Origin of the sequence: Nostoc sp. DedQUE12b (assembly GCF_034530835.1) — a bacterium.
In the GTDB taxonomy this organism is placed as follows: domain Bacteria; phylum Cyanobacteriota; class Cyanobacteriia; order Cyanobacteriales; family Nostocaceae; genus Nostoc.
This window is the reverse complement of record NZ_JAVRCI010000007.1, coordinates 126,800-147,478: the sequence shown is the minus strand read 5'-3', so window position 1 is coordinate 147,478 and position 20,679 is coordinate 126,800. Positions and strand designations below refer to the sequence as shown.

Sequence of the window (20,679 nt, the reverse complement as noted above, 5' to 3'; positions counted from 1 at the left end):
TTTAAATAATTTCAGGTTTTAATTGCGTGACAACATCTTTTCGAGAATTGATAGCAGCTGCTATAAAATAAAACTCAAGAGTTGTAAAAGTGTAGTCTTCAGCAAAAAAATCTGGAATTTGAGACACTAAAAACATAATAATCGGAACAATAATTAAAGGATTAGCATATTTAACTTTCAATGCTATTCTCGCTAAAAAATTAGTAAATAGCAATAATCCAGGAATTCCTTGTTCTGCTGACACATTTAAAAATATATTATGTGCATGATAACTTTTCTTTCCCCAAACTTTCACTCCTATCTGGTCTGGAAAAACTCCTATACCTATACCAGTAAATGGTCTTTTAATAGTTTCATTAATAGCTGCCTGCCACATTTGAAACCTTGAAAAACCTGTTCCTACAAGAGTAGGAATTTTTTTTTGATTTGGATTTACTGAACTTGAATTTTCTAAAAATATATTAGTTAATGGAAATATTTTACTATCTGCCAAACCAATTCTTCGTGTGGAAACTGGTGCAGTTACAATGAATAAAAACAACAAGCTGATTAGATAAATCATTTTTCTAAAACTAATAATTTTATATAATAACAAAAGAAACATCCCAATCATAAAAATTACCCAACCATTCCCGCTGGCAGATAAAGCCAAGGGAATTATAAAAATTAATTCGCTTATATGTAATTCAATTTTAGAAATTTTATTCTGTTTTTCTAAAATCAGGCTTAAACATAATCCAATGGCGACTATGACCCCAAACTGATTAGGGTTTTGCATAATTGAACCAATCTCAGGATAAAAGCTGGGGAACTTTAATAATTTAAAAATCCAGTTATTAGGAAGTAAAACCTCTAAAAAACCCAAACCTGCAATTATCTGTAACAAGTACAATATGCAACGATAATAAAATGTTAAAGATGATGCGGTTATATTCTTAAAGGTTAATACTAAAAAAGCAAAAAATAATATATAATAAGTTGAGTATTTTAGACTATAAGTAATCGCAATATTTGGAAATTCGCTCATTAATGAGGAAAGCCACATCCACAAATACATGAGGCTTATAGATATCACAATTATTTTATGCTTCTTAACAACTTCTGGTATGGATTTTAAAGATAAACTAATGATTCCAAAACTAAATGCAGGAAGTAATAAATAATGAATACCAATATTTATTCCTGGAAATTTAATTCGCCCTAAAAGTGAAGAAAATAGTATGAGTAGAAAAAATATATTAATCATAACCTTTTATTTAAAAATATTTTTTGGCAGAATAACATCTATATAAACTAATTTTTGCCGATTTAGAGATAGATTTTGATATTTTTTTCCAGCTATAATCCTGAACACGTAGAGGATATTACCATAATATAGTATTCGCCAATATTATCTTTTGAAGCTATTTAATTTGATATTTTTGCACAGCTAAATGTTCTTTCTGAGGTATAACCCAAAAAAGTCACAATTTATTCCGAATGTATACTATCAGATATTTTTAATTAATCATTTGCCAAATTTTGAGAATGTTCTCACCACTTCCACCACCGGCAATAGTTTGTCCATCTGGGCTAATTGCAACGGCATAAATATATCCAGAACCTGTCTCCAAAGTGCGGATTTCCTTTCCTGTAACTGGGTTCCAAACTTTGATTGTCTTGTCACTACTGCCACTTACAAGGGTGATACCATTTGAACTTTCGCTTGGCAAAAAGGCGACAGAATTAACTTTATCATTATGCCCTTTTAAGGTGTGGATTAACTTTCCTGTTTTCAGATTCCACAATTTAATTGTTTTGTCTTTACTGCCACTGGCAAGAATGACGCCATCGGGAGCAAAAGCGACTGAAAGAATCGACTCTGGATTTCCCTCTAAGGTGCGGATTAACTTTCCTGTTCCTAGACTCCACAATTTAATTGTTTTATCCCAGCTACCACTGGCAAGGGTTTTACCATCAGGACTGAAAACTACAGATGCAACACCATTGGTATGTCCCTCTAAGGTGCGGATTAACTTTCCTGTCTCCAGATTCCATATTTTAATTTTCATATCCTTACTAGCACAGCCACTCGCAATGGTTTTGCCATCAGGACTGAAAGCTACGGAAGTAACTCCGTCGCTATTTCCCTCCAAGGTGCGGACTAACTTTCCTGTTTCCAGATTCCATAGTTTGATTGTCTTGTCCGCACTACCACTAGCGAGGATTTTGCTATCAGGACTGAAAGCTATAGTCCAAATCCAATTGGAATGTCCTTCTAAAGTGCGGATTTCCTGTCCACCTGTCAGATTCCATAGCTTGATTGTCTTATCATCACTGGCACTACCAAGGGTTGTACCATCAGGACTAAAAGCTACAGAATTCACGTCACTAGAATGCCCCTTGAAGGGTTTGGGTAGATAAGAATTTTCTGAGACGTTTTTTTGGGACTGAATAGGCTGAGAAATAGGTTCAGTAACCTCGCTGACTGTCTGGGGACGAGACTGAAAATACCAAACTCCCCCTAATCCCAAGACCAAAATGCTAGAACCTAACAGCAGTTGACTTTTCAGATTGTTATTTGATTTTGGTGAAACTGGCACCTTGTTTGCTGAGTTAGCTGCAAATGTTGGTGTAAGTATAGTTGGGGGCACTGATAACAATGGTGGTATTTGAAGTGTCAAGTCATTGATGACTTCATCAGCCGATTGATAGCGCTTTTGGATGTCTAGTTGCAACAGTTTATCCAAAACTTCACCCAACTCTAGAGATATAGAAATTCCGTCTCTACCTGAACTGGTTAAATGTTGCCGCCAAGATGCAACCCAACCATAACCCTGATGTATCCACAGTTGAGATGGGCGAACTCCAGTCAGGAGATGAAAACAAGTAGCCCCCAAACTGAATAAATCACTGGCTGGGTAAGCTTTTCCATCTTGCATCTGTTCAAGTGCAGTGTAACCGTGTGAGCCAATAACAGTGCCCATTCTAGTCTGCACTGTTGCTGTCAGCAGTTTGGAAGCTCCAAAATCAATGAGGATTAATTGCCCGTCACTTTGACGGCGAATAATATTCTGTGGCTTGATATCCCGATGAATTACTCCCCGCTGATGGATAAATTTCAGTACTGGCAGTAAATCTAGCAAAAGTTGGCGAATCTCCGTTTCGTTATAATTTGCCCGCGTTTCCGATTCTTTGAGCAAGTTTTGCCCATTGATAAACTGCTGCACCAAAAATAGATAGTTATTTTGCTCAAAATAAGCTAATAAAGTTGGAATTTGCGGATGTTCTGCCAGTTCTTGCAGTCGGCTCGCTTCTTGTTTAAATAATTCAACGGCCTTGGTTAGCGGCCCAGTTCCCTGAAGTTTTGGCGCGAATTGCTTAACAACACAGCATTCATTCAGTTTGTGTACATCTTTGGCTAGATAGGTTCTACCAAATCCGCCTTCGTCTGATAAAACCTGAGTGGGGCGATAGCGACCTCCTAGCAAGGGTATCAATTCCGCTCTACAACTGTGGCAATAGTTGTTTTTATCAGGATTTAAGGGTTTTTGGCAATCGGGATTCACACAACAGAGCATACTGGGAATCCATTTCAGTTGGGGTATATATTCATCTTAAGTCATGCAGTATAATCTCTGTTGTTAGTAAATATCACTGAGACAGCACACAAATCCCCAATTTCCTTACCTCATCAGGTATTGAACAATTTAGATAAATGGAAAAAATTGTGTTTGAGCGATGCCTTTTGACGAATTGATGGGCATCAGGTCTGCTTGTGTATTACATCTGTGTGAGCAATTTAGTCAGGTTTACAAAAATATCTGGGCAAAATTCCGAAAAGCAACAATTTAAGTTTGTAGCTCAGTATATACCTACGAGATTGAGATTTCCTCTAGTAGTCTAAATTGAAAATATAATTTTTCTGATTTGATTGTGACAAACATTTGGGTATGTAGGATATACGAATTCATTTGATTACAGGCCATGCCTTTAGCAAGCCGCTAAGGTATATACGCTAAATTCCCCTTTCAATTTAAATCACTGCTGCGGTTAAAACAGCAACTAGTATTAATTTTGTCTTTCAGGAAGAGACAAAATTATCAGCAAAATTAGGAGCGTAATTATGCTATTAGATAACACAAACTATCGTCGCAAATTAAGTCATATTTTAATTGGTTGCATGAGTAGTAGTTTGTTAATTACAAGTAATGTGCTGCCTATAAGTGCTTTGGTTAAATCTCACAGTTCTCAAGATTTCATAATTGCTAAATCACCAGATGAGAGACAACCAGAAGCAGTAAAAAAAGGAATTGAGCAAATTCCTGCTTCTCAGGCACCAATATCTCCAAGACGGATGATTTCTATTGAGTCACCAATACAGCAGACTCCTCGTGCATCGTCTCATAGAGAAAGTTCTCAGCGAAGAACTTCCAGGGTTTCAGATAATAGCTCTGCTCCTAGAGCATCTAGACGTAGGACTTCTAACTCAAATTCTAATCGTTCCAATGGTGGTAGCTCTGCATCTAGATCGTCTAGAGCTAGAATTGCTAACTCAAACGCCAATCGTTCTAATGGTGGCTCTGGGAGAGTTCGCAAGCCAAGTTATAATGTAGCTACAACTAGGAACCAAAATCTCGATAATTCAGCGATTTATTCACCTGTAACACCAACTTACAAAGAGATTAACTTTGTAGATGTTGCATTAGGTATTCTGAGTAAAGGTGACTTTCAATCTGAAGGTAGATATTTTCATTTCTATGAGTTTGAGGGCAGAGAAAATCAATTAGTTCAAATTAGATTGATTGGCAGTAATGATACACGTAGATCGAATAACTTGAGTTTAAAACCCTTGTTGTTTCTGCACGATCCTGATAACAATATTATTGTCAAAAAAGGTGCTTTGGATAAAAGCAGTGGTGGCGATGATGCATTCATTTTTGCGCGACTGCCTAAGAATGGCATTTATAAGATTGCTGTTACTAGTCAAGATCCTGGAGATACAGGGCGCTATAGTTTGGCTCTCAGGAATGATAGAGCTAGCTATACTTTAGATGAATCAGACCAACTAACTGCCAAAAGTTCAACCCTGAAACAAAATGGAGGCGCTTACAATGTTTCTAATTTTCAAGGTAGAAAAAATCAGCTGATAAGTATTCGTGTTGATAGCGTTGATGAAGAGTTTTCTCCTTATGTAGCTTTGCTAAATTCTCAAGGACAGACGATCGCGATCGATAAAGACAAAGACAAAAGTGGTGTTTACAGTGCTTTAATTGACCGAGCTAGATTGCCTGAAGATGATACATACTATATAGTTATTACTTCCAAAAATCCACAGGAACGCGGTAAATATAGATTGACTATTTTCTGAAGTAATTACCAATTCTGGTGTCGAGACTATTGTAAGAGTCTGTCCTAGCGAATGGAATTCGTCGCTATACAAACAAAACCCACCTGCGTGGGTTTCAAATTCTTCGAGTCCGCGTAGGCGGCCTACCCTCTGGGTTCCCCAATGGGGTACGTTTGTGTAGCCGCGATTGCTAATTACCTGGTATATTTGCTCCCTTCTCATTAAATTTCAACTGCATATACATCATTCTCATAGGAAGTTCTCGCAGATTTCAAGGCATACACTGCACTGTAACGTCCACTTAAGTCCAGTAATTCTTTATGCGTACCTTGTTCTAAAATCTGTCCGTCTTCGATGTAGAGAATTAAATCAACTTGTTCAACGGCTCTAAGATTATGAGAAACTACAAAGGTAGTGCATTTTTGGCCCTTCTAATGGGTCATAAAGTCGCAACAGCAAACTTAGTTCTAAACCAGCTGCTAGTTTTTGCGCCTTGGCACTTTCTTTTAAACTAGGCAATTTTTTGCTTGACTGCTAAAGCTTTTAAAATGTTTGCAGTTTTTTCAACTCCCCCAGAATCAAAGCTAATTTTATTAGGCTGCTCTTTGAGATAATTAATAATATTAATAGCCAGGTAATCAGGTTGCAAATAATTATGATTTATAAATTTTACAACTCCTAACTTGCTTAACTTTTCGGCTCTTATTGTTTGTTCTCGATCCTGATTACCTGTAAAGGGAAGAATCATCGCTCGTACACCTGTGGTTAAAATATTCATTATGGTGTTATAGCCAGACATATTTATCGAAAGGTCTGCTTTTTTCATGTAATTTAGCAAGTAAGGAGTATAGCGTCGAACATAGATGTTTTTACTAAATTTTGCCATTTCTTGCAATTCCTTAAACTTTGAATTGGGGATGAATGGCCCAGTAAAAACCTGAATATGATGTGGCAATACTTTCTCTAAAAAAGGAGCTGTATTAACTACACATTCAAGCAACTCATGACCAAACCTACCACCTCCTACACTGGCTAAAATCAGGGGTTTGTCTGATTTAATAATTTCCCGATCTTCATCAGTTAAAACAGGGTTTGTTGGTGGCTCTTGCACTACATATCCGGTGTAATCTACTTGACATTTAAGGTCATTGACTCTCGAAAACGTTGCTTCTAGTGGGACTAATTCTGGGTCGCTGTGAACCAACAGTATATCGAAATATTTGTTAATTAAGTTACATACTTTTTCTTCGTGTTTTACTTGTTTTTCAGGTTTAACAACTACAATATCTCGCAAGCTAGAAACTATTTTAGTCAATCCTTTATTTGATTTGGCTAATTCTAATAATGGAATTAATTCAAAAGAAAAACGTCTTCTTCCAAAAGGAAATAACTCAACGATCAAAATATCAGGCTGGAATTGCTGAAAGATTTCCAGAAGTCGATTTTTTCTGATTTCTTTGGCTTCATTAAGGCTTAGGGCATCATCTACTACTTGTAGTTCAGCAAATTCTGGGTCAGTTTTAATTGCAGGCAGATTGATAACTTCCACACCAGCAGGAATTTCAAATCCTTGAATTATTTCACCACCATTAATAAAACAAATTTGGAAGTCTTTGGTTAAACCTCGGACAATTTCGCGGCTGCGAACCAGATGCCCCATACCTAAAATATGTTGGCAGTAAAACATAATACGTTTCATGAAAATTTTACCTCTGTCAGTTTGGATGGTTGGAATAAGGCAAACGAAAGATAAAATAAATATTTTTATTACTTTTTACTTAAACAATTTTGACAATCATCGCTAATTCCGGTAATTGTACAGCTGAGTTATAGCAAAATGGAATCACACTCTTTTTTTTGCTAGTAAGGTAGAGATGTATTGGCTAATTTTGGGCAAACCATTGAGATTAATTGTCGGTTGGGAAACCTGCGGAGTTTGGAGTTGTTGTAACAGCGATCGCAGTAATATATCTGGAATCAGATCATTTGGATGAATCGCTGCTAAAACCCCCAAATTTGCTAAATGTTCTGCACGAATGCACTGTTCTCGTTATGGCTTAATTCTTGGTACTACTACTGCTGGCTTGCTTACCCACTGAGAGAATCTCCCAAGTTGTATTGTAGCCACTCATTGCGACTACGGCATCTGCGACGGCGATGTAACTCATTAAATCATCGGTAAATTCGTCTATCTGCACTTGGGGATATACAGCAGCTTTCAGTTTCAGCGCAGCTTGGTGTTCTAGGGGCATTTCTGGGCTACATATAATTAAACTTCGTAATTTATGGGACGCTGGTAACAATACCAAACTCGATAAATATGTGTCAATTAACCTGTAACCATCTTCCCCACCACCCAGCGTAACTAAAATGAGTTGTTTTTCTGGATTTAATCGCAACTTACTACGGATGAAATTTTGACTTTTACGCCCTAGTTGTTTGCGGATGTAGCTACAAAACTGTACCTTCTGGGCAACCCTTGGCGGTAGTTGATATTCTTGGCGAATGTCGAAAATTTCGGGATTACCAACAACAAGCACGCGCTCGTAAAATTTTTATATTGCTTCGTAGTAACTATGCTTTTGCCATTCTGGGATTGTCACATCTGGATGATCCAAAATGTCGCGTAGCAAGAGAATTAAAGAAGTTTCCGGTAAGTTTTTTTGAGATATTCGATAGCTGCTTTTAATTCATTACGGATATTGTAAGGCTTTTTATCTACTAGAAATATATCAGGTTTAAAATTAGCGATCGCAGATAAAATTAACTCTAAGCGTAATTTCACTGTTTCATTAATTCCTGTCTCTAGATACTTGACAGGCATTTCACCTGATGAGTCCCGATTTAAGCAGGGTAATTTAATATAATCTCGTCTTTTCGGGAGACGAAAGTTGTGCAGCATCGGCGAACCAGGAACAACTAAAATAGAAAGTTTTGGAATCGAATCAAGTAAGTGAGTGCAGATTGCCAGCATTCTGCGAATATTACCAAGACCGAAGCCATTGTGGAATATACCATCAGTCTCATAGTTAAATGTCTCTAAGTTATTCAGTGAATGGATGCCATATTAACTTAAGTAGCTTCCCAAAGTTATATGAGTCTTTTATGAAACTTTGATGAGAAAATTCTCATTCTTATGTTTGTAGCAATTGTGTCATAAATTTGATAAAAATCCTACAAGATTCAGTCTAGTAAGTTAAAGCGGACTTTTCCAAAACGCCAAAAATTTTTGAGAGATTGCTTATCAATTAAATCCTAGTTATATAACTATTGTCACGATTATATAAGTGGAGATTCGCTATATTTAATAGTTAACGGCTAAAAGGAGTTAAAGAGATGGAAATTAAGCCAACTGACCCATCGCTAGCACTCATAGAAATTCCCCCAGGCTATCTCAATATTATGGGTTACGTCGATCAATCAGAAGTTAATGGCCCTGGTTGTCGTGCAGTCGTCTGGGTACAAGGTTGTCTGCGTGAGTGTCCTGGCTGCTTTAATACTAACTCCTGGTCTTTTGAACCTAACCAATTGATTGCTGTTGATGCTCTTGCCGAAAATATTCTCAGCAATCCCCGCAACACGGGTGTAACATTTTCTGGAGGAGAACCCTTTTGGCAAGCAACGGCACTAGCGTCTTTAGCCCGGAAGGTAAAAGCTGCTGGTTTAAATGTCATGTCTTTTTCTGGGTTCACTCTTAAGCAGTTACAGTCCCAATCTGCACCGCCAGGTTCCCAAGCATTGTTAGAACAACTCGATATTTTGATTGACGGGCCTTTTTTACAATCTCTGGCAATTAATTCTCCAAATTCTCCAGTCTCTTCTAGCAATCAACGGGTTCGGGTGTTAAACCCAGCTTTCCAAGACCAGATTACTTGGGCTAGCGACCAGATAGAAATCCACATCCTCAAAGATGGTGGTCGCATTGTCACTGGCTATCAAGGTGGACTAGAACTAACGTAAGGGCAGGGGAGCAGGGGAGCAGGGGAGCAGAGGAGCAGAGGAGCAGGGAAAGAAAAGGGAGTTAAAACTTAAAAATTGAGCTTTTGAGGGTCAACGTTGAGCTTCTGAGGGTCAAAGTTCACCTTCTGAGGGTCAACTTTCACCTTCTGAGGGTCAACTTTCACCTTCTGAGGGTCAACATTGAGCTTCTGAGGGTCAACATTGAGCTTCCGAGGGTCAACATTGAGCTTCCGAGGGTCAACATTGAGCTTCCGAGGGTCAACTTCCATCTTCTGAGGGTCAAATTTTTAGATTTCTCTTCCCTTATCGAGAAGCTATCTTTAAAGTGCAGCTTTGTTTGGGACAGATTATATTAAAAAAAAATACATATCATAAATTTGACTAGACCATTTCAGAAAATTTTTACTGAACACCGCGTATTTTGGGCTGTTTTACTTTTTGGTACAGCACTGGTGGTAACGCTAGCGCTGTCGCTTTCTCAAGGAGCAGTACCTTTAAATATGTCGGAATTTTGGCAAGCCATTCTCCACAAAGGCGATCCGGTTAAACAGACAATTCTTTGGGATTTACGTCTCCCACGCATTACTGCTGCGATTATTGTCGGCGCAGCTTTGGGAATGTCAGGAGCGTTGCTGCAAGGAATGTTACGTAATAGTCTCGCCGATCCATTTATTTTGGGTATTTCAGCAGGTGCGGGACTACTTGTAATTCTGATGATTGTGTGCCAAATATTCCCGATCGCAATTCCTTTAGCAGCATGGATAGGAGCAATTTTAACTGCCGCGATCGTTATTTTACTCGGTCGTTCAGGTTCGGGAATTTCTGTTGAGCGGTTGATTTTAGGCGGAGTAGCGGTAAGTTCTTTATTTGGTGCTGTACAAAGTACATTGCTGCTTTTAGCTGAAGATGGGCAAATTCAAGTTGCGCTCAGTTTCCTTGTTGGTAGTCTTAATGGACGGGGTTGGCAAGAAATTGCTACGACTGGCCCTTACATTATTGTTGCATTGATTGGGGGATGCTTGCTGGCGCGATCGCTAAACATACTGGCTTTGGGAGATGATTTAGCTGTGAGTTTAGGGCTTTCGTTGACGCGATCGCGCCTGTTAATTGGTGGTGTCGCCACTCTATTAGCCGCAAGTGCAGTCAGCATCAGTGGCTTGGTTGGATTTGTTGGGCTTGTTGTCCCTCACGGTGTCCGCCTCCTTGTTGGTACAGATCATCGTTTTGTTTTACCACTTTCCGCCCTTGCCGGTGCATGGTTACTCACTTTTGCAGATTTACTCTCTAGACTAGGAGCAGTAGAACTACCAGTAGGTTCCGTCACTGCCTTGCTGGGTTCACCCCTGTTTATCTGGTTACTTTATCGTCGTTCTGCTGGTTTTAATAAATTTTGAGCAACCAGACCGCCATTCATCCCCACCGTATATACGGATCGGGTTTTTTGCGCATTCTGATAAACTCATACAAAGCCTTCTTCAACTATTTAAGCCAAAATTCTCCATAGAGAAACCCAGATAGATCTATAACCTTAGTTTCTTATCCCCCCTGCTCCCCTGCTCCCCTGCTCCCATGCCCCCCTGCCCCCTGCCCTCTCAAGGAGGTTAATTGATGTTGTGTGTTGAGGAATTAATCAACTTAGACCCATTTCAACAGCTACCGGAAGAGCGATTGCAGTGGGTTTGCGATCGCGCTCAAACAGTTGAACTTTCCCCCGGAGAAGTGTTGTCCCATGAGGGAGACCCTGTATGTCGCTTATTTATCTTAGTCAAAGGTAAAATTAACATGACCCGCCGCAGTGAAGGAGCGGAAATCCCCATCGGGCAGCACGAAGCCCCATCCTTTTTTGGTGAAATTCCAGTACTCACAGATGAACCTGCACCTGTGACAATGCGGGCATTTTCAAATTGCCACCTCTATGAAATGAAGGGAGAAGACTTCCGCAAACTGCTGCATGAGTGTCGTGATTTTGAGCGGATGGTCTTCCGAATTATGCAACGTCGTGTCCGGGGGCTAGAGTCTTTCATTCGTGGGCGGGAAAAGATGGCAGCTTTAGGAACACTTGCCGCCGGTCTAGCTCATGAACTCAACAACCCAGCCGCAGCCCTGGTTCGGACTTTAGGAGAAATGCCAGCCGCCATCTTAGAGTTACAACGAATGAACTTAGTTTATGGGCAACGCAATGTTGACGAAGCCCATACTCAGCACTGGTTGAGAGTACGCGATCAAGGCTATGATGCGATTTTGAAGAATCGCCTAGATCCGGTAACACTAAGCGATCGCGAAGACATATTGCTGGAATGGTTAGAAGACTATGGTGTAAACCAAGCCTGGAAATTAGCAGAACCTTTAGCGGAGGGTGGTGTTGAGGTTGAAACCCTAGAACAACTCATGGAACGTTGGCGCAACGACGCCACAGAATTGCGAGAAATGGGATTGCACTGGCTAGCGCTTTCCTTTGAAGTCATGTCGATGATTAAACATGGTTTGCGAGGATCTGAGAGGATTTCCGAACTTGTGCAAGCGATGAAGTCTTATTCTTACCTCGATCAAGGCACTCAGCAAGAAGTAGATATACATCAAGGCTTGGAAGATACCTTGCGATTGTTTGCTCATAAACTTAAGTGCGGTGTCCAAGTGCAACGCAATTATGATCGAAGTCTTCCAAAAATCCTCGCCTATGGCAGCGAACTGAATCAGGTGTGGACAAACTTAATTGACAACGCCATTGATGCAATGGATGGTAAGGGATTGCTAGAAATTACAACACATCATTGCGATCGCTATGCCCATATTGACATCATCGATTCTGGCAGTGGAATTCCACCTGAAATTAAAACCCGCATTTTTGAACCTTTCTTCACCACCAAATCAGTGGGGCATGGTTCAGGACTTGGTTTAGAAGCCGTTCGCCGGATTGTAGAAAATCGCCATCACGGTATGCTTTCATTTGAGTCGCAGTCAGGCAGAACTTGTTTCACCATTTGCCTACCCTTATCAAATCAATGAATCAATAAGCAATGGGATTAAAAATGAAATAGGAACCACTGGTTCCCAAAATCTAGCAGCAAATGAATATTTTCGTCAGACTTCTAGTTTCTTATTAGCTCCTACACTAGAATTCGTTTTGTAGTTATAAAGAAAATATTGGGGTAGAAGAGCTTTTTGGAGGTAAGGGTTGGGGATTAAGTGCTACCAATCAAAAGAAAATAACAAAAATCTACCATTACTAGGTGGTGGCAGTGGTAAAGTCGGTGAACCACCATTAATAGATTGAGCTTCAGTGCCTGTCAGTTCGCTCTCTTGAAGATAGATATCTTGAATGACTATTTTTTTTGAGGTTTGCATCATAAGTTTAAGCTAAAATTTATATTCAGCTACCAAATAAATTGAGAAAAGTTGCCTTGAGTTATTTCATGACAACCTTCTAATTTCCTCGCAGAAATTTATGCATGGATTAATTAGGGATTACTCCTGCTCAATTAATATCTGATAATTTTTGTGTTTTAGGCTGTTGTTCCGAGTTAATTAATTCAGTCTTAGCGGGTTTTTTTATTGTTTTAGGAGGTTGTGGTTTATTATTCTCGCTCATCTTAATTTATCTCCTTAATGGCTTTAATTATTTGGCTGGTTTCAGATTTTTTGCTTGGAGTTAGTCAAGCAAAAAATTTAGTGAACGCAGCCAGTTTGCGTTCTGATGATTATGACTTCAAGCTATGTCATCGCCATTCCGTAATCCTGTTGAAAATTTTGCTGCCTTCTATGTTGAATGCTATTGTCAAAGAAGTAGATAGGGGAAAAATTCCTTACCATCTACCTCTTTAACCTTAGTTTTCTACTCAAACTATTTTTGCAGCCAGACCGATATTGAACCACCAGGACATGGGAAATTTCCCCATCCGTCGTTATTGGTGTAAATGATATCGTTTATATGTCCCGTGGCATCGTAAAATGCCTGATTGGGTCGGAACACATTCATCCACTTGTTCCCTGGTGAGCTATTGGTCAGCACTACAGCCATTGCACCCGGATGTTCCCTATTACCCAAGCGCGTCCAACCGATAGTATTGGGATGGTCAAAATAATCATGCTGGTCGCCAAAACCGTATTCTCTACGCGCCTTCAAGAACTTGTCAATCAAAAAACGGTGGGAGTAAAGGGTAGTATCGCGTCCTTTATCTTGATATTGTGCCCCGTAATAATCTGCATAGAAAACACAAGGATAGCCTTCGCGGCGCAATAAGATTAGTGCATAGGCTAAGGGCTTAAACCAAGGTTCAACAGGCGACTCTAGGGATTGACAAGGTTGGGTATCATGGTTTTCGACAAAGGTAACAGCTAGAGCAGGTTGTTCTTTTACTAAGGTTCTATCAAAAATCGATCGCAAATCGAAATTACTACCCTGGCGACTAGCTTGGTGAAATTTGAAATGTAGAGGCACATCAAATAACGACAAACCCCCATCACTAGAGGCAATATAAGCGTGTAAGGCATTGATATCTTGAGACCAGTACTCGCCAACGCTAAACAGTTCCCGCCCACCAAAATGAACTCGCAGGTGATTTAACCAATCACGGAAAAAAGTAGAGCGGATATGTTTAACAGCGTCAATGCGAAAGCCATCTACACCTGTGGTGTCAACAAACCAACGTCCCCAATACATCAACTCACCCCGCACGAGGTTATTACCTGTATCCAGGTCGTTGGCCATTAAATAATCGTAGTTGCCGTGTTCGTGGCTAACTTCCGTCTCAAAATATTTATCTTTAAGGCGGTAGAGCTTGTCTGCATTTTTGGTATCTGCGTTATATGATAATGAATCAAAGCACCACCAATACCATTTCATACTGGAGTATTTATCTCCACGTCCAGAAAAATTGAACTTTGTATAAGCTCCAATTTCGTACCAATCGCTGACTGGGCGGTTGCGGTCATTCCAATCCATTTCTTGGGCCGAGATGCGTTCTATTTCATCCCCACCATCTTTGTGGTTGAAAACCACATCGGCATAGATTTGAATACCTGCACGTTGTGCCGTTTTGATAGCTCTCAAGTATTGCTCGCGTGTTCCATATTTTGTCCGAACAGTATTTTTTTGATCGAACTCACCTAGATCAAACAAATCATAGACTGCGTATCCAACATCCCATGTTCCACCACTGCCCTTATAAGCTGGCGGCAGCCATAAGGCAGTGAAGCCTGAATCAGCTAGCTCATTGGCTGTTTTATCCAGCTTGTCCCATAACGTACCATCATTGGAGATGTACCAATGGTAATACTGCATTATTACGCCATTAGTCATGCGATCGCCTTTGTAGAATCTTTGATTTTACAGATTTCGGTCAGAAATCTCTGATGCTAGGATATGTTACTTTTGTCACACATCATAACTTCATCCGAATTTATTTAGGTTTCAATGACGACTTCACAAAGGACAAATGGCAAAGGTGTTAAACCTAAACCGCCAGGATTCACTATTTGAGCAAATTCTTAGAAAAGCCGATTTGACCTCCTCCTTTGCTAGCTGGTGATATCGGAGGTTATCGCGTGTAGTACTACTGTTCGCACAGAGGTAGCTCTGAGCAATTACGAATTACTGGGACGGGATAATTGCTGATTTGCCTTGACAAGGTTAGTAAACTCCTGCAAAGTTTGACGATACTTTTCTTCAGCTATCGAGAATAAATCGTTATGATTTGCCTCTTCAACCCACAAATAAAGTTTTGGAGATTTTGCAGCATTAAACAACTTTTCTCCATGAGTAAAAGGAATTATGTTATCTGCTTTTCCATGAATCACCAATATCGGACATTTGACTTTTTTGATATTCTTCAGATTGGGAAACTTATCAAAAGGTAAAATCCGAAAAGGTACTACTACTTGAAAAGCGGAAATAAACGAACTTTCAATAATTAAACCAGCTACTGGTTTCTGCATTGCTAAATTTACCGCAGAACCACCGCCAACCGAACGCCCTAAAACTATAATTTTTTCAGATGGAATTTTTAAATTGTGTGTCAAATAATTGTAAGCGCTATTGATGTCTTCGTATGCATGACTTTCTGTCGCTTTTCCTTGACTTGTACCATAACCGCGATAATCAAAAGCAAAGACACTAAAACCCCATGCGTATAATTTTTCTAGGATCTGTTTGATATCTCCTAAATCTTCGGAATTACCATGAGAATAAAGAATAGTATATTTAGCTTGATTGTTCAACAAATATGTAGCTGAGATACTTGTATTTTCCCCACTCCTTAACTTCAGAATTGTTGGGTCATCCCGATAGCTAGAAGGTTGAGACAGAAAAATCATGCTATCTGCCCGAAAATATACAAATGCAGCAAAAAATAGATAGATAAAGATTAAAGATTTAACCAGCCGTTGCCAAGTCAAATCACCAATTAGCAGTTTTATAATTTGCTGTTTATCCATTAGTTTTTATTTATCGGGTAAAACTTTATTTCCAGGTTTCCCAATTTCTAATGTTTTATAACTACAACTAATACAACTTCATCAAACTTTATGCTTTTGTCACAAATGAGTATCTGGAATGAAGCAACTGAGTAATTTACTGACACCAGTCAACTAAGACGGGGACTAGGGAGTGGTGTAGTCAATTACTTGAAAACTGCTGTAATATTTTGGATCTATTCACAATCTAGATAAAGGCGATCGCTCTCCACTGTATTAGATATCTGCAATAAATATAGCAATTTAATTTCAGAAGAGAGCATTGCATATTTGCAAGATGTTTTTTCATCACTGCTAGTAAAAAAACTTATTCCCTACTCTGCAAGACCAGAAGGAAGAAATGTTTTTATTTATTTCTATTTTCTCCCCTTTCTTCCCACTGGTATACACATCGGTGTACCTGAAACTGGGTCTGGGATAATCCGACATTCCAATCCAAACACCTCCCTTACCATCTTCTCAGTGATCACCAAATTAGGTTCGCCAACAGCAAAAACTTCACCTTCTTTCACCGCTACCAAATAATCAGCATAACGACAGGCGTGATTCAAATCATGTAACACCATCACAATCGTTCGTCGCTGGTTTTGGTTCAAATCATACAATAAATCTAAAACTTCTATTTGGTGCGCCAAATCTAAAAAAGTAGTTGGTTCATCTAACAATAAAATATCCGTATCTTGAGCTAATGCCATTGCAATCCAAGCACGTTGTCGCTGTCCGCCCGAAAGAGTATCTAACTCACGTTCTGCCAGGTATTTAATCCCAGTAATTTCTAACGCTAGTTCTACTAATCTTTCATCTTCTTTTGTCCACTGCTGCAACCAGCTTTGATAAGGAAACCTTCCACAAGCTACCAAATCTCGAACGGTTAATCCTTCTGGTGCAACTGGCCCTTGGGTAAGAATTCCTAACTTTTTAGCAACATCTTTTGTTGATAGCTTAAATACATCTGTTGTATCTAAATAAATTGTGCCAACACGAGGTTTTAATAATCTTGCTAAACCCCGTAATAAAGTTGATTTTCCACAACCATTTGCACCAACTAAAGCAGTTATTTTTCCTGGTGGTATATCTAAATCTAAATGCTTAATAATATTTATATTATCATAACCCAAAGTCAAATTTTTTGCTGACATTTGGGAATGCATATTATCGTGCAATAATGATATTGACATAATTCAACTTAAGATAATCTTTGATAATTTTGTAAGTATGTAATATCATATCCGCTTAATTACTTAATTAAACCAAAAGAACCCCACCCCGCTAAATCAGCACTTTGTTTCCCCTTCCCGCAGGTAGATAGGAGATTAAGGGGAGCCAGCGAGGTCATGGCATGAGCAACTGACGCATAGGGTGCAAGTACTATGGGAATCATCACTAATTTCCCGGACATGATATAATATCACACTATTTGCTTTTATTAATGCTACACCTAAACTAGATTTTTTCTCTACCTACTGAATATTAAGTATACTGAATTAGGTCTTAATTTTTCAATTTTTAATTAATAAATAAAATATGGAGCAGCAATCACAGCAGTAAAAATTCCGCAAGTAATTTAGATAGGAGCAAAAATAATTCTGCCGAAAAAATTAGATGAAACCACAATTATTGCTCCTGTGATTCCAGCTATTGGAATCAAAACTTGATGATTTTCACCTACTAATCCAAGTCTGGAATGTGGTTTTAAAAATTGCTAATACTTTCTTAAATACTGCTTGCTGTTTTGCCAAATTGCTTGATCTTAACTTACCTAATGATTCAAAATATATAGGATGCTTCCCAAGAATAAAATGATTTAAGGAGTGTTAACTAGGTATTCAAATAAGTCATCAATTATTGTATTGATTAATAAGATATCAATTTCATCCCAGCGCAACCTGTCTAAAAAATAAACTTGATTTTGTTAAACCGCTTTAAGTTGTCGACACAAAGGTTTTTGTTGGAGCTTTTATAAAGTCTCTTTACCCGGATTTCTAACTTGTGAGAAAAAATCATTAACTTGAGCAAAATTTTAGAGTATTTAATTGATACATTCCACCTTGCATTGTCCCAGAGCCTTAACAGTTGTAGTGCTTATAGTGCATAGCTTAGAGCTTTTATTAATCTCTTGGGTTAGTCTTGGTAGCCGCTTATACTTATTTTGACTACCCCGACTTATTGAGCCGATACGTTATGATTTACCTCCAGCAGCTTCTTCCATTTTCTTGCGAAGACTAAGTGGTCTCATATCAGTCCAAACTTCTTTGATGTAATCTAGACATTCTTGTTTCAAACCACTTTTGCCAGCATCTTTCCAGCCGAGTGCGTTTTCTCGGTCAGCAGGACAAATGGAATACTGTTCTTCATGATTGACTACAACTTTGTAAATTGCTGTGTCTTCTTTGTTGTCTTGGTACATAATTTATCTCCTGCTATTTAATTAGCTATGCTTTGGTGTTGCACCACTAGTTAGGAATATTACTTAAGTCAAAGTATGCATAATTTTGGTATTAGAAACTAAAGAAGAATCCGGGTTTGTGCCGATGTTTGGGAAACTGGCAATCATCAGTGGTTGCTATGGCGCAAAGCACCTGCAATATGCGCATAACAAGGTTAATCCAAAAGTTAGACTATAAGCTGCTTTTAGAGAATTGTATTTTTCATCTCAAGTAAAGGACTAGTAAGACTTTTGGAAACTTTTTGAACTACTGAATTTATTTAATAATAAAGATTATCATTAATTGGGTAACAAATCAAGCTACTCTCTTGACTTAACTCTTGGACTTCAACAGCAGTAACGGTAATTGTTACTGAAGCTAGATTTTTTTGTTGAGCAGTATCTTTATTTGCAGAGTGTTCTGATGCTTCTGAATCGCTAGAGCCGTAGAGGTGGCTCTTTGGCGCTAAATAGGTGAGCGTTTGCGGTAGATCCCACTATTGAGCGTTGTCGTCAGGCGAGCGCACGCTCCCAATTAACAACTGAGCCATTAGTTAGACTATCTTTAGACTACGGAATTTCATCGTCAGCTAAAATCAGGTTGTTGAAAGTGATGGGCTTTTTCCATGCGTTGACATCTATCAAAAGATATAGAATATTTAGTAATAGTCTCAAACGGCACATATTTTCAATATTGATAATTATTCGCTATTAATACAGGATTGCCAAAAGCCACAATCCCTAGTAATGTAAGAAAGTCTAAATGAAAATAACTAGCAATACAGAAGCTTGCATGGCTGACTTACTAATTTCGCCCTGTCTTACCTAAAGCAACATTCAGGTCTATTCAAGAGTTTCCCAATAAAATTAAATAATCCTGTAAAGGCAGTACTTTGAGTCAGAAAAAGGTATGTATGTTTAAGGTTTGCTCTATTTAGGCGGATTTTTAAACTAAGATACCTACACAACTGACTCCAACCCTTGTTCAGCCAGGAGGAAGTGTGGATTAATTTTGCTACTATTGTTTGCCTGTATCTGATTAACTAAGGCATAATAATGAATCAAATTGTCAATAAATTCCCAGAAATTCCCTCTCAATGTGCGACTATCCTGGATATTCTGCGCGATCGCAGCTGTAATATACTGCATAAACAAGCTTTGACTCTCCTTGAAGATAGAGAAACTCAGGAATTAACACTGACTTCCGATGAATTGGAAAACTTCTGCACAATAAATTCTCTTGCCAATTTAATTGAACGTAAAACTACTATTCTCGTGCAGTATTAAAACAGAATTTTCCATTCATCTTGAGGAGTATCTTAAACGATACTCAAGCATTTGTTTACTAATTTCAGTAGCATTAAAAGTCAAAATACGGAATTTATGCGCATTTTTCACAAGTTAAGCGTTCGCAGTCGTAAAACATGGTTAAGGATAATCCTTAATTTTTCAAAAAAATAAAATGTTTTTATCACTAGATAAAAGCAAAGTCGTAATGGAGGAAAATAAAAATGACTAATTTGCAAGAAAATCAAGAATATAAGGAATCTTTCCACAATGAGAAAATATTGCCTGATTCGGATAATATAAAGATAAAAATATTTTTTTTGCTCCTTAAATTATTAATTTTTTTGTTTCCTAAAGGTAATGTTCAGAGATTTGAAAGGTCTCTAAAATTTTATTTGGGTCTGACAAATATTAATGATTCTAATCAACAACAAAAACCAACATTGTTTTTATATCTTGGCCTTCCTTCTAAACCTTGGTATGAGCCTGATGATTACGAAGTTTTCACAATAGTGACAAATACACTTGAAGAAGGTGCTAAAGATATAAAAAGTGAGTTATTAATGAATATCCATAATAAAAATAATTTCACTCCAGTCATTGATCCAAGTGATGCTTCAATGTATCAGCATTTAACTGACATTGAGCTACCTCCATCTCACAAAAAAGATGACTGGTCACTATTTAGATTGTGGTTAGATGGTAAATTTACTCAAGAAGCTAAATATTTATTTCCAAAAACTGTAAATATTTTGTCTAAGTTGAAATCCTTTATAGATCCTTTTGAAGATGTTTACTTTCTTGTTTTAAAACCAGGAGTTGTCTTACCTCCACACCATGATACTTCAAATACTTATATTACCTGTCAGTTGGGATTAATAATTCCAGAAAATTGTGGAATTAGAGTTGGAAGTGAAACGCGGAGTTGGACTGAAGGAAAAACTTTATTTTTTGACCAGAGTTTTGAGCATGAAGCCTGGAATAAAAGTCAGAAAGAACGAGTAGTTCTGTTAGTGCATTTACGTCACCCAGAATTGTCAAAGTTGGAAAATTTTTTATATGAGTTTGTTTATAAGTTATTATAACTTTGACTTCCTAATTTCGCCCTATCTTCTCTAGAGCAATTTAGGTCTGTTTAAGAGTTTTTCCAACCAATTGAATTAAATAATTCTGTAAAGACATCACCTTGAGCAGGAAAAAGGTATGT

The 20,679-nt window shown here is 38.2% G+C and carries 19 protein-coding genes; 7 read left to right on the top strand and 12 right to left on the bottom strand.

Annotation, left to right across the window (positions count from 1 at the left end; translation table 11 throughout):
• Nucleotide 1 precedes the first annotated feature (1 nt).
• Complete coding sequence (locus tag RMY16_RS05875) at nucleotides 2-1,246, bottom strand: O-antigen ligase family protein (protein ID WP_322735571.1); 1,245 nt, start codon at nucleotides 1,244-1,246, stop codon at nucleotides 2-4.
• A gap of 253 nt (nucleotides 1,247-1,499) precedes the next feature.
• Complete coding sequence (locus RMY16_RS05870) at nucleotides 1,500-3,560, bottom strand: serine/threonine-protein kinase (protein ID WP_322735570.1); 2,061 nt, start codon at nucleotides 3,558-3,560, stop codon at nucleotides 1,500-1,502.
• 545 nt (nucleotides 3,561-4,105) lie between these two features.
• Between RMY16_RS05870 and RMY16_RS05865 the strand changes: the two genes are divergently transcribed.
• Nucleotides 4,106-5,350: a peptidase gene (locus tag RMY16_RS05865; RefSeq protein WP_322735569.1), complete on the top strand. Its 1,245-nt coding sequence runs from the start codon at nucleotides 4,106-4,108 to the stop codon at nucleotides 5,348-5,350.
• A 490-nt stretch (nucleotides 5,351-5,840) separates the two neighbouring features.
• Here RMY16_RS05865 and RMY16_RS05860 read toward each other — a convergent pair whose 3' ends face one another.
• The 4 genes from RMY16_RS05860 to RMY16_RS05845 form a co-directional block, all read right to left on the bottom strand.
• A complete protein-coding gene (locus RMY16_RS05860; protein WP_322735568.1) occupies nucleotides 5,841-7,028 on the bottom strand; it encodes a glycosyltransferase family protein in 1,188 nt (395 codons plus the stop codon).
• 144 nt (nucleotides 7,029-7,172) lie between these two features.
• Nucleotides 7,173-7,343, bottom strand: a complete 171-nt coding sequence (locus RMY16_RS05855) for a hypothetical protein (RefSeq protein ID WP_322735567.1) — start codon at nucleotides 7,341-7,343, stop codon at nucleotides 7,173-7,175.
• 43 nt (nucleotides 7,344-7,386) lie between these two features.
• Entirely contained in the window at nucleotides 7,387-7,869 is a 483-nt protein-coding gene (locus tag RMY16_RS05850; protein WP_322735566.1) for a glycosyltransferase, read from the bottom strand.
• Between the two features lie 98 nt (nucleotides 7,870-7,967).
• Nucleotides 7,968-8,303: a hypothetical protein gene (locus RMY16_RS05845; RefSeq protein WP_322735565.1), complete on the bottom strand. Its 336-nt coding sequence runs from the start codon at nucleotides 8,301-8,303 to the stop codon at nucleotides 7,968-7,970.
• A 362-nt stretch (nucleotides 8,304-8,665) separates the two neighbouring features.
• Here RMY16_RS05845 and RMY16_RS05840 point away from each other — a divergent pair, with 362 nt between their 5' ends.
• Nucleotides 8,666-9,289 carry a 4Fe-4S single cluster domain-containing protein gene (locus RMY16_RS05840; protein WP_322735564.1) on the top strand — a complete coding sequence of 208 codons (624 nt, stop codon included), beginning with the start codon at nucleotides 8,666-8,668 and terminating at the stop codon, nucleotides 9,287-9,289.
• A gap of 68 nt (nucleotides 9,290-9,357) precedes the next feature.
• On the opposite strand, the gene RMY16_RS05835 is transcribed toward RMY16_RS05840, so the two are convergent.
• Complete coding sequence (locus RMY16_RS05835; RefSeq protein ID WP_322735563.1) at nucleotides 9,358-9,558, bottom strand: hypothetical protein; 201 nt, start codon at nucleotides 9,556-9,558, stop codon at nucleotides 9,358-9,360.
• A 108-nt stretch (nucleotides 9,559-9,666) separates the two neighbouring features.
• On the opposite strand from RMY16_RS05835, the gene RMY16_RS05830 reads away from it, so the two are divergent.
• Nucleotides 9,667-10,683: an iron ABC transporter permease gene (locus RMY16_RS05830; protein ID WP_322735562.1), complete on the top strand. Its 1,017-nt coding sequence runs from the start codon at nucleotides 9,667-9,669 to the stop codon at nucleotides 10,681-10,683.
• A 214-nt stretch (nucleotides 10,684-10,897) separates the two neighbouring features.
• Nucleotides 10,898-12,295 carry an ATP-binding protein gene (locus tag RMY16_RS05825; RefSeq protein WP_322735561.1) on the top strand — a complete coding sequence of 466 codons (1,398 nt, stop codon included), beginning with the start codon at nucleotides 10,898-10,900 and terminating at the stop codon, nucleotides 12,293-12,295.
• Nucleotides 12,296-12,478: 183 nt separating this feature from the next.
• Here RMY16_RS05825 and RMY16_RS05820 read toward each other — a convergent pair whose 3' ends face one another.
• Nucleotides 12,479-12,637, bottom strand: coding sequence for a hypothetical protein (locus tag RMY16_RS05820; protein ID WP_322735560.1), 159 nt, complete (start codon nucleotides 12,635-12,637; stop codon nucleotides 12,479-12,481).
• 258 nt (nucleotides 12,638-12,895) lie between these two features.
• On the opposite strand from RMY16_RS05820, the gene RMY16_RS05815 reads away from it, so the two are divergent.
• Nucleotides 12,896-13,111, top strand: coding sequence for a hypothetical protein (locus RMY16_RS05815; RefSeq protein ID WP_322735559.1), 216 nt, complete (start codon nucleotides 12,896-12,898; stop codon nucleotides 13,109-13,111).
• A gap of 19 nt (nucleotides 13,112-13,130) precedes the next feature.
• Here the strand turns inward: RMY16_RS05815 and RMY16_RS05810 are convergent, their stop codons facing one another.
• The 4 genes from RMY16_RS05810 to RMY16_RS05795 form a co-directional block, all read right to left on the bottom strand.
• Complete coding sequence (locus RMY16_RS05810) at nucleotides 13,131-14,588, bottom strand: alpha-amylase (RefSeq protein ID WP_322735558.1); 1,458 nt, start codon at nucleotides 14,586-14,588, stop codon at nucleotides 13,131-13,133.
• Nucleotides 14,589-14,872: 284 nt separating this feature from the next.
• The gene (locus RMY16_RS05805) at nucleotides 14,873-15,721 is read right to left on the bottom strand and encodes an alpha/beta hydrolase (RefSeq protein WP_322735557.1); all 849 of its coding nucleotides are present in this window, start codon (nucleotides 15,719-15,721) and stop codon (nucleotides 14,873-14,875) included.
• A gap of 395 nt (nucleotides 15,722-16,116) precedes the next feature.
• Nucleotides 16,117-16,938, bottom strand: coding sequence for an ABC transporter ATP-binding protein (locus RMY16_RS05800; RefSeq protein WP_416211648.1), 822 nt, complete (start codon nucleotides 16,936-16,938; stop codon nucleotides 16,117-16,119).
• 1,001 nt (nucleotides 16,939-17,939) lie between these two features.
• Nucleotides 17,940-18,167, bottom strand: a complete 228-nt coding sequence (locus tag RMY16_RS05795) for an MbtH family protein (protein WP_322735556.1) — start codon at nucleotides 18,165-18,167, stop codon at nucleotides 17,940-17,942.
• 1,074 nt (nucleotides 18,168-19,241) lie between these two features.
• On the opposite strand from RMY16_RS05795, the gene RMY16_RS05790 reads away from it, so the two are divergent.
• Nucleotides 19,242-19,472: a hypothetical protein gene (locus tag RMY16_RS05790; protein WP_322735555.1), complete on the top strand. Its 231-nt coding sequence runs from the start codon at nucleotides 19,242-19,244 to the stop codon at nucleotides 19,470-19,472.
• Nucleotides 19,473-19,696: 224 nt separating this feature from the next.
• Complete coding sequence (locus RMY16_RS05785) at nucleotides 19,697-20,557, top strand: aspartyl/asparaginyl beta-hydroxylase domain-containing protein (RefSeq protein WP_322735554.1); 861 nt, start codon at nucleotides 19,697-19,699, stop codon at nucleotides 20,555-20,557.
• Nucleotides 20,558-20,679: the final 122 nt, after the last annotated feature.

Coding starts and splice junctions, on each gene's coding strand:
- RMY16_RS05815 (WP_322735559.1), top strand. CDS start 12,896: ATGGCTTTAATTATTTGGCTGGTTTCAGATTTTTTGCTTGGAGTTAGT.
- RMY16_RS05840 (WP_322735564.1), top strand. CDS start 8,666: ATGGAAATTAAGCCAACTGACCCATCGCTAGCACTCATAGAAATTCCC.
- RMY16_RS05870 (WP_322735570.1), bottom strand. CDS start 3,560: ATGCTCTGTTGTGTGAATCCCGATTGCCAAAAACCCTTAAATCCTGAT.
- RMY16_RS05820 (WP_322735560.1), bottom strand. CDS start 12,637: ATGATGCAAACCTCAAAAAAAATAGTCATTCAAGATATCTATCTTCAA.
- RMY16_RS05875 (WP_322735571.1), bottom strand. CDS start 1,246: ATGATTAATATATTTTTTCTACTCATACTATTTTCTTCACTTTTAGGG.
- RMY16_RS05795 (WP_322735556.1), bottom strand. CDS start 18,167: ATGTACCAAGACAACAAAGAAGACACAGCAATTTACAAAGTTGTAGTC.
- RMY16_RS05800 (WP_416211648.1), bottom strand. CDS start 16,938: ATGTCAATATCATTATTGCACGATAATATGCATTCCCAAATGTCAGCA.
- RMY16_RS05805 (WP_322735557.1), bottom strand. CDS start 15,721: ATGGATAAACAGCAAATTATAAAACTGCTAATTGGTGATTTGACTTGG.
- RMY16_RS05825 (WP_322735561.1), top strand. CDS start 10,898: ATGTTGTGTGTTGAGGAATTAATCAACTTAGACCCATTTCAACAGCTA.
- RMY16_RS05835 (WP_322735563.1), bottom strand. CDS start 9,558: ATGGAAGTTGACCCTCGGAAGCTCAATGTTGACCCTCGGAAGCTCAAT.
- RMY16_RS05860 (WP_322735568.1), bottom strand. CDS start 7,028: ATGAAACGTATTATGTTTTACTGCCAACATATTTTAGGTATGGGGCAT.
- RMY16_RS05845 (WP_322735565.1), bottom strand. CDS start 8,303: ATGCTGGCAATCTGCACTCACTTACTTGATTCGATTCCAAAACTTTCT.
- RMY16_RS05790 (WP_322735555.1), top strand. CDS start 19,242: ATGAATCAAATTGTCAATAAATTCCCAGAAATTCCCTCTCAATGTGCG.
- RMY16_RS05810 (WP_322735558.1), bottom strand. CDS start 14,588: ATGACTAATGGCGTAATAATGCAGTATTACCATTGGTACATCTCCAAT.
- RMY16_RS05865 (WP_322735569.1), top strand. CDS start 4,106: ATGCTATTAGATAACACAAACTATCGTCGCAAATTAAGTCATATTTTA.
- RMY16_RS05785 (WP_322735554.1), top strand. CDS start 19,697: ATGACTAATTTGCAAGAAAATCAAGAATATAAGGAATCTTTCCACAAT.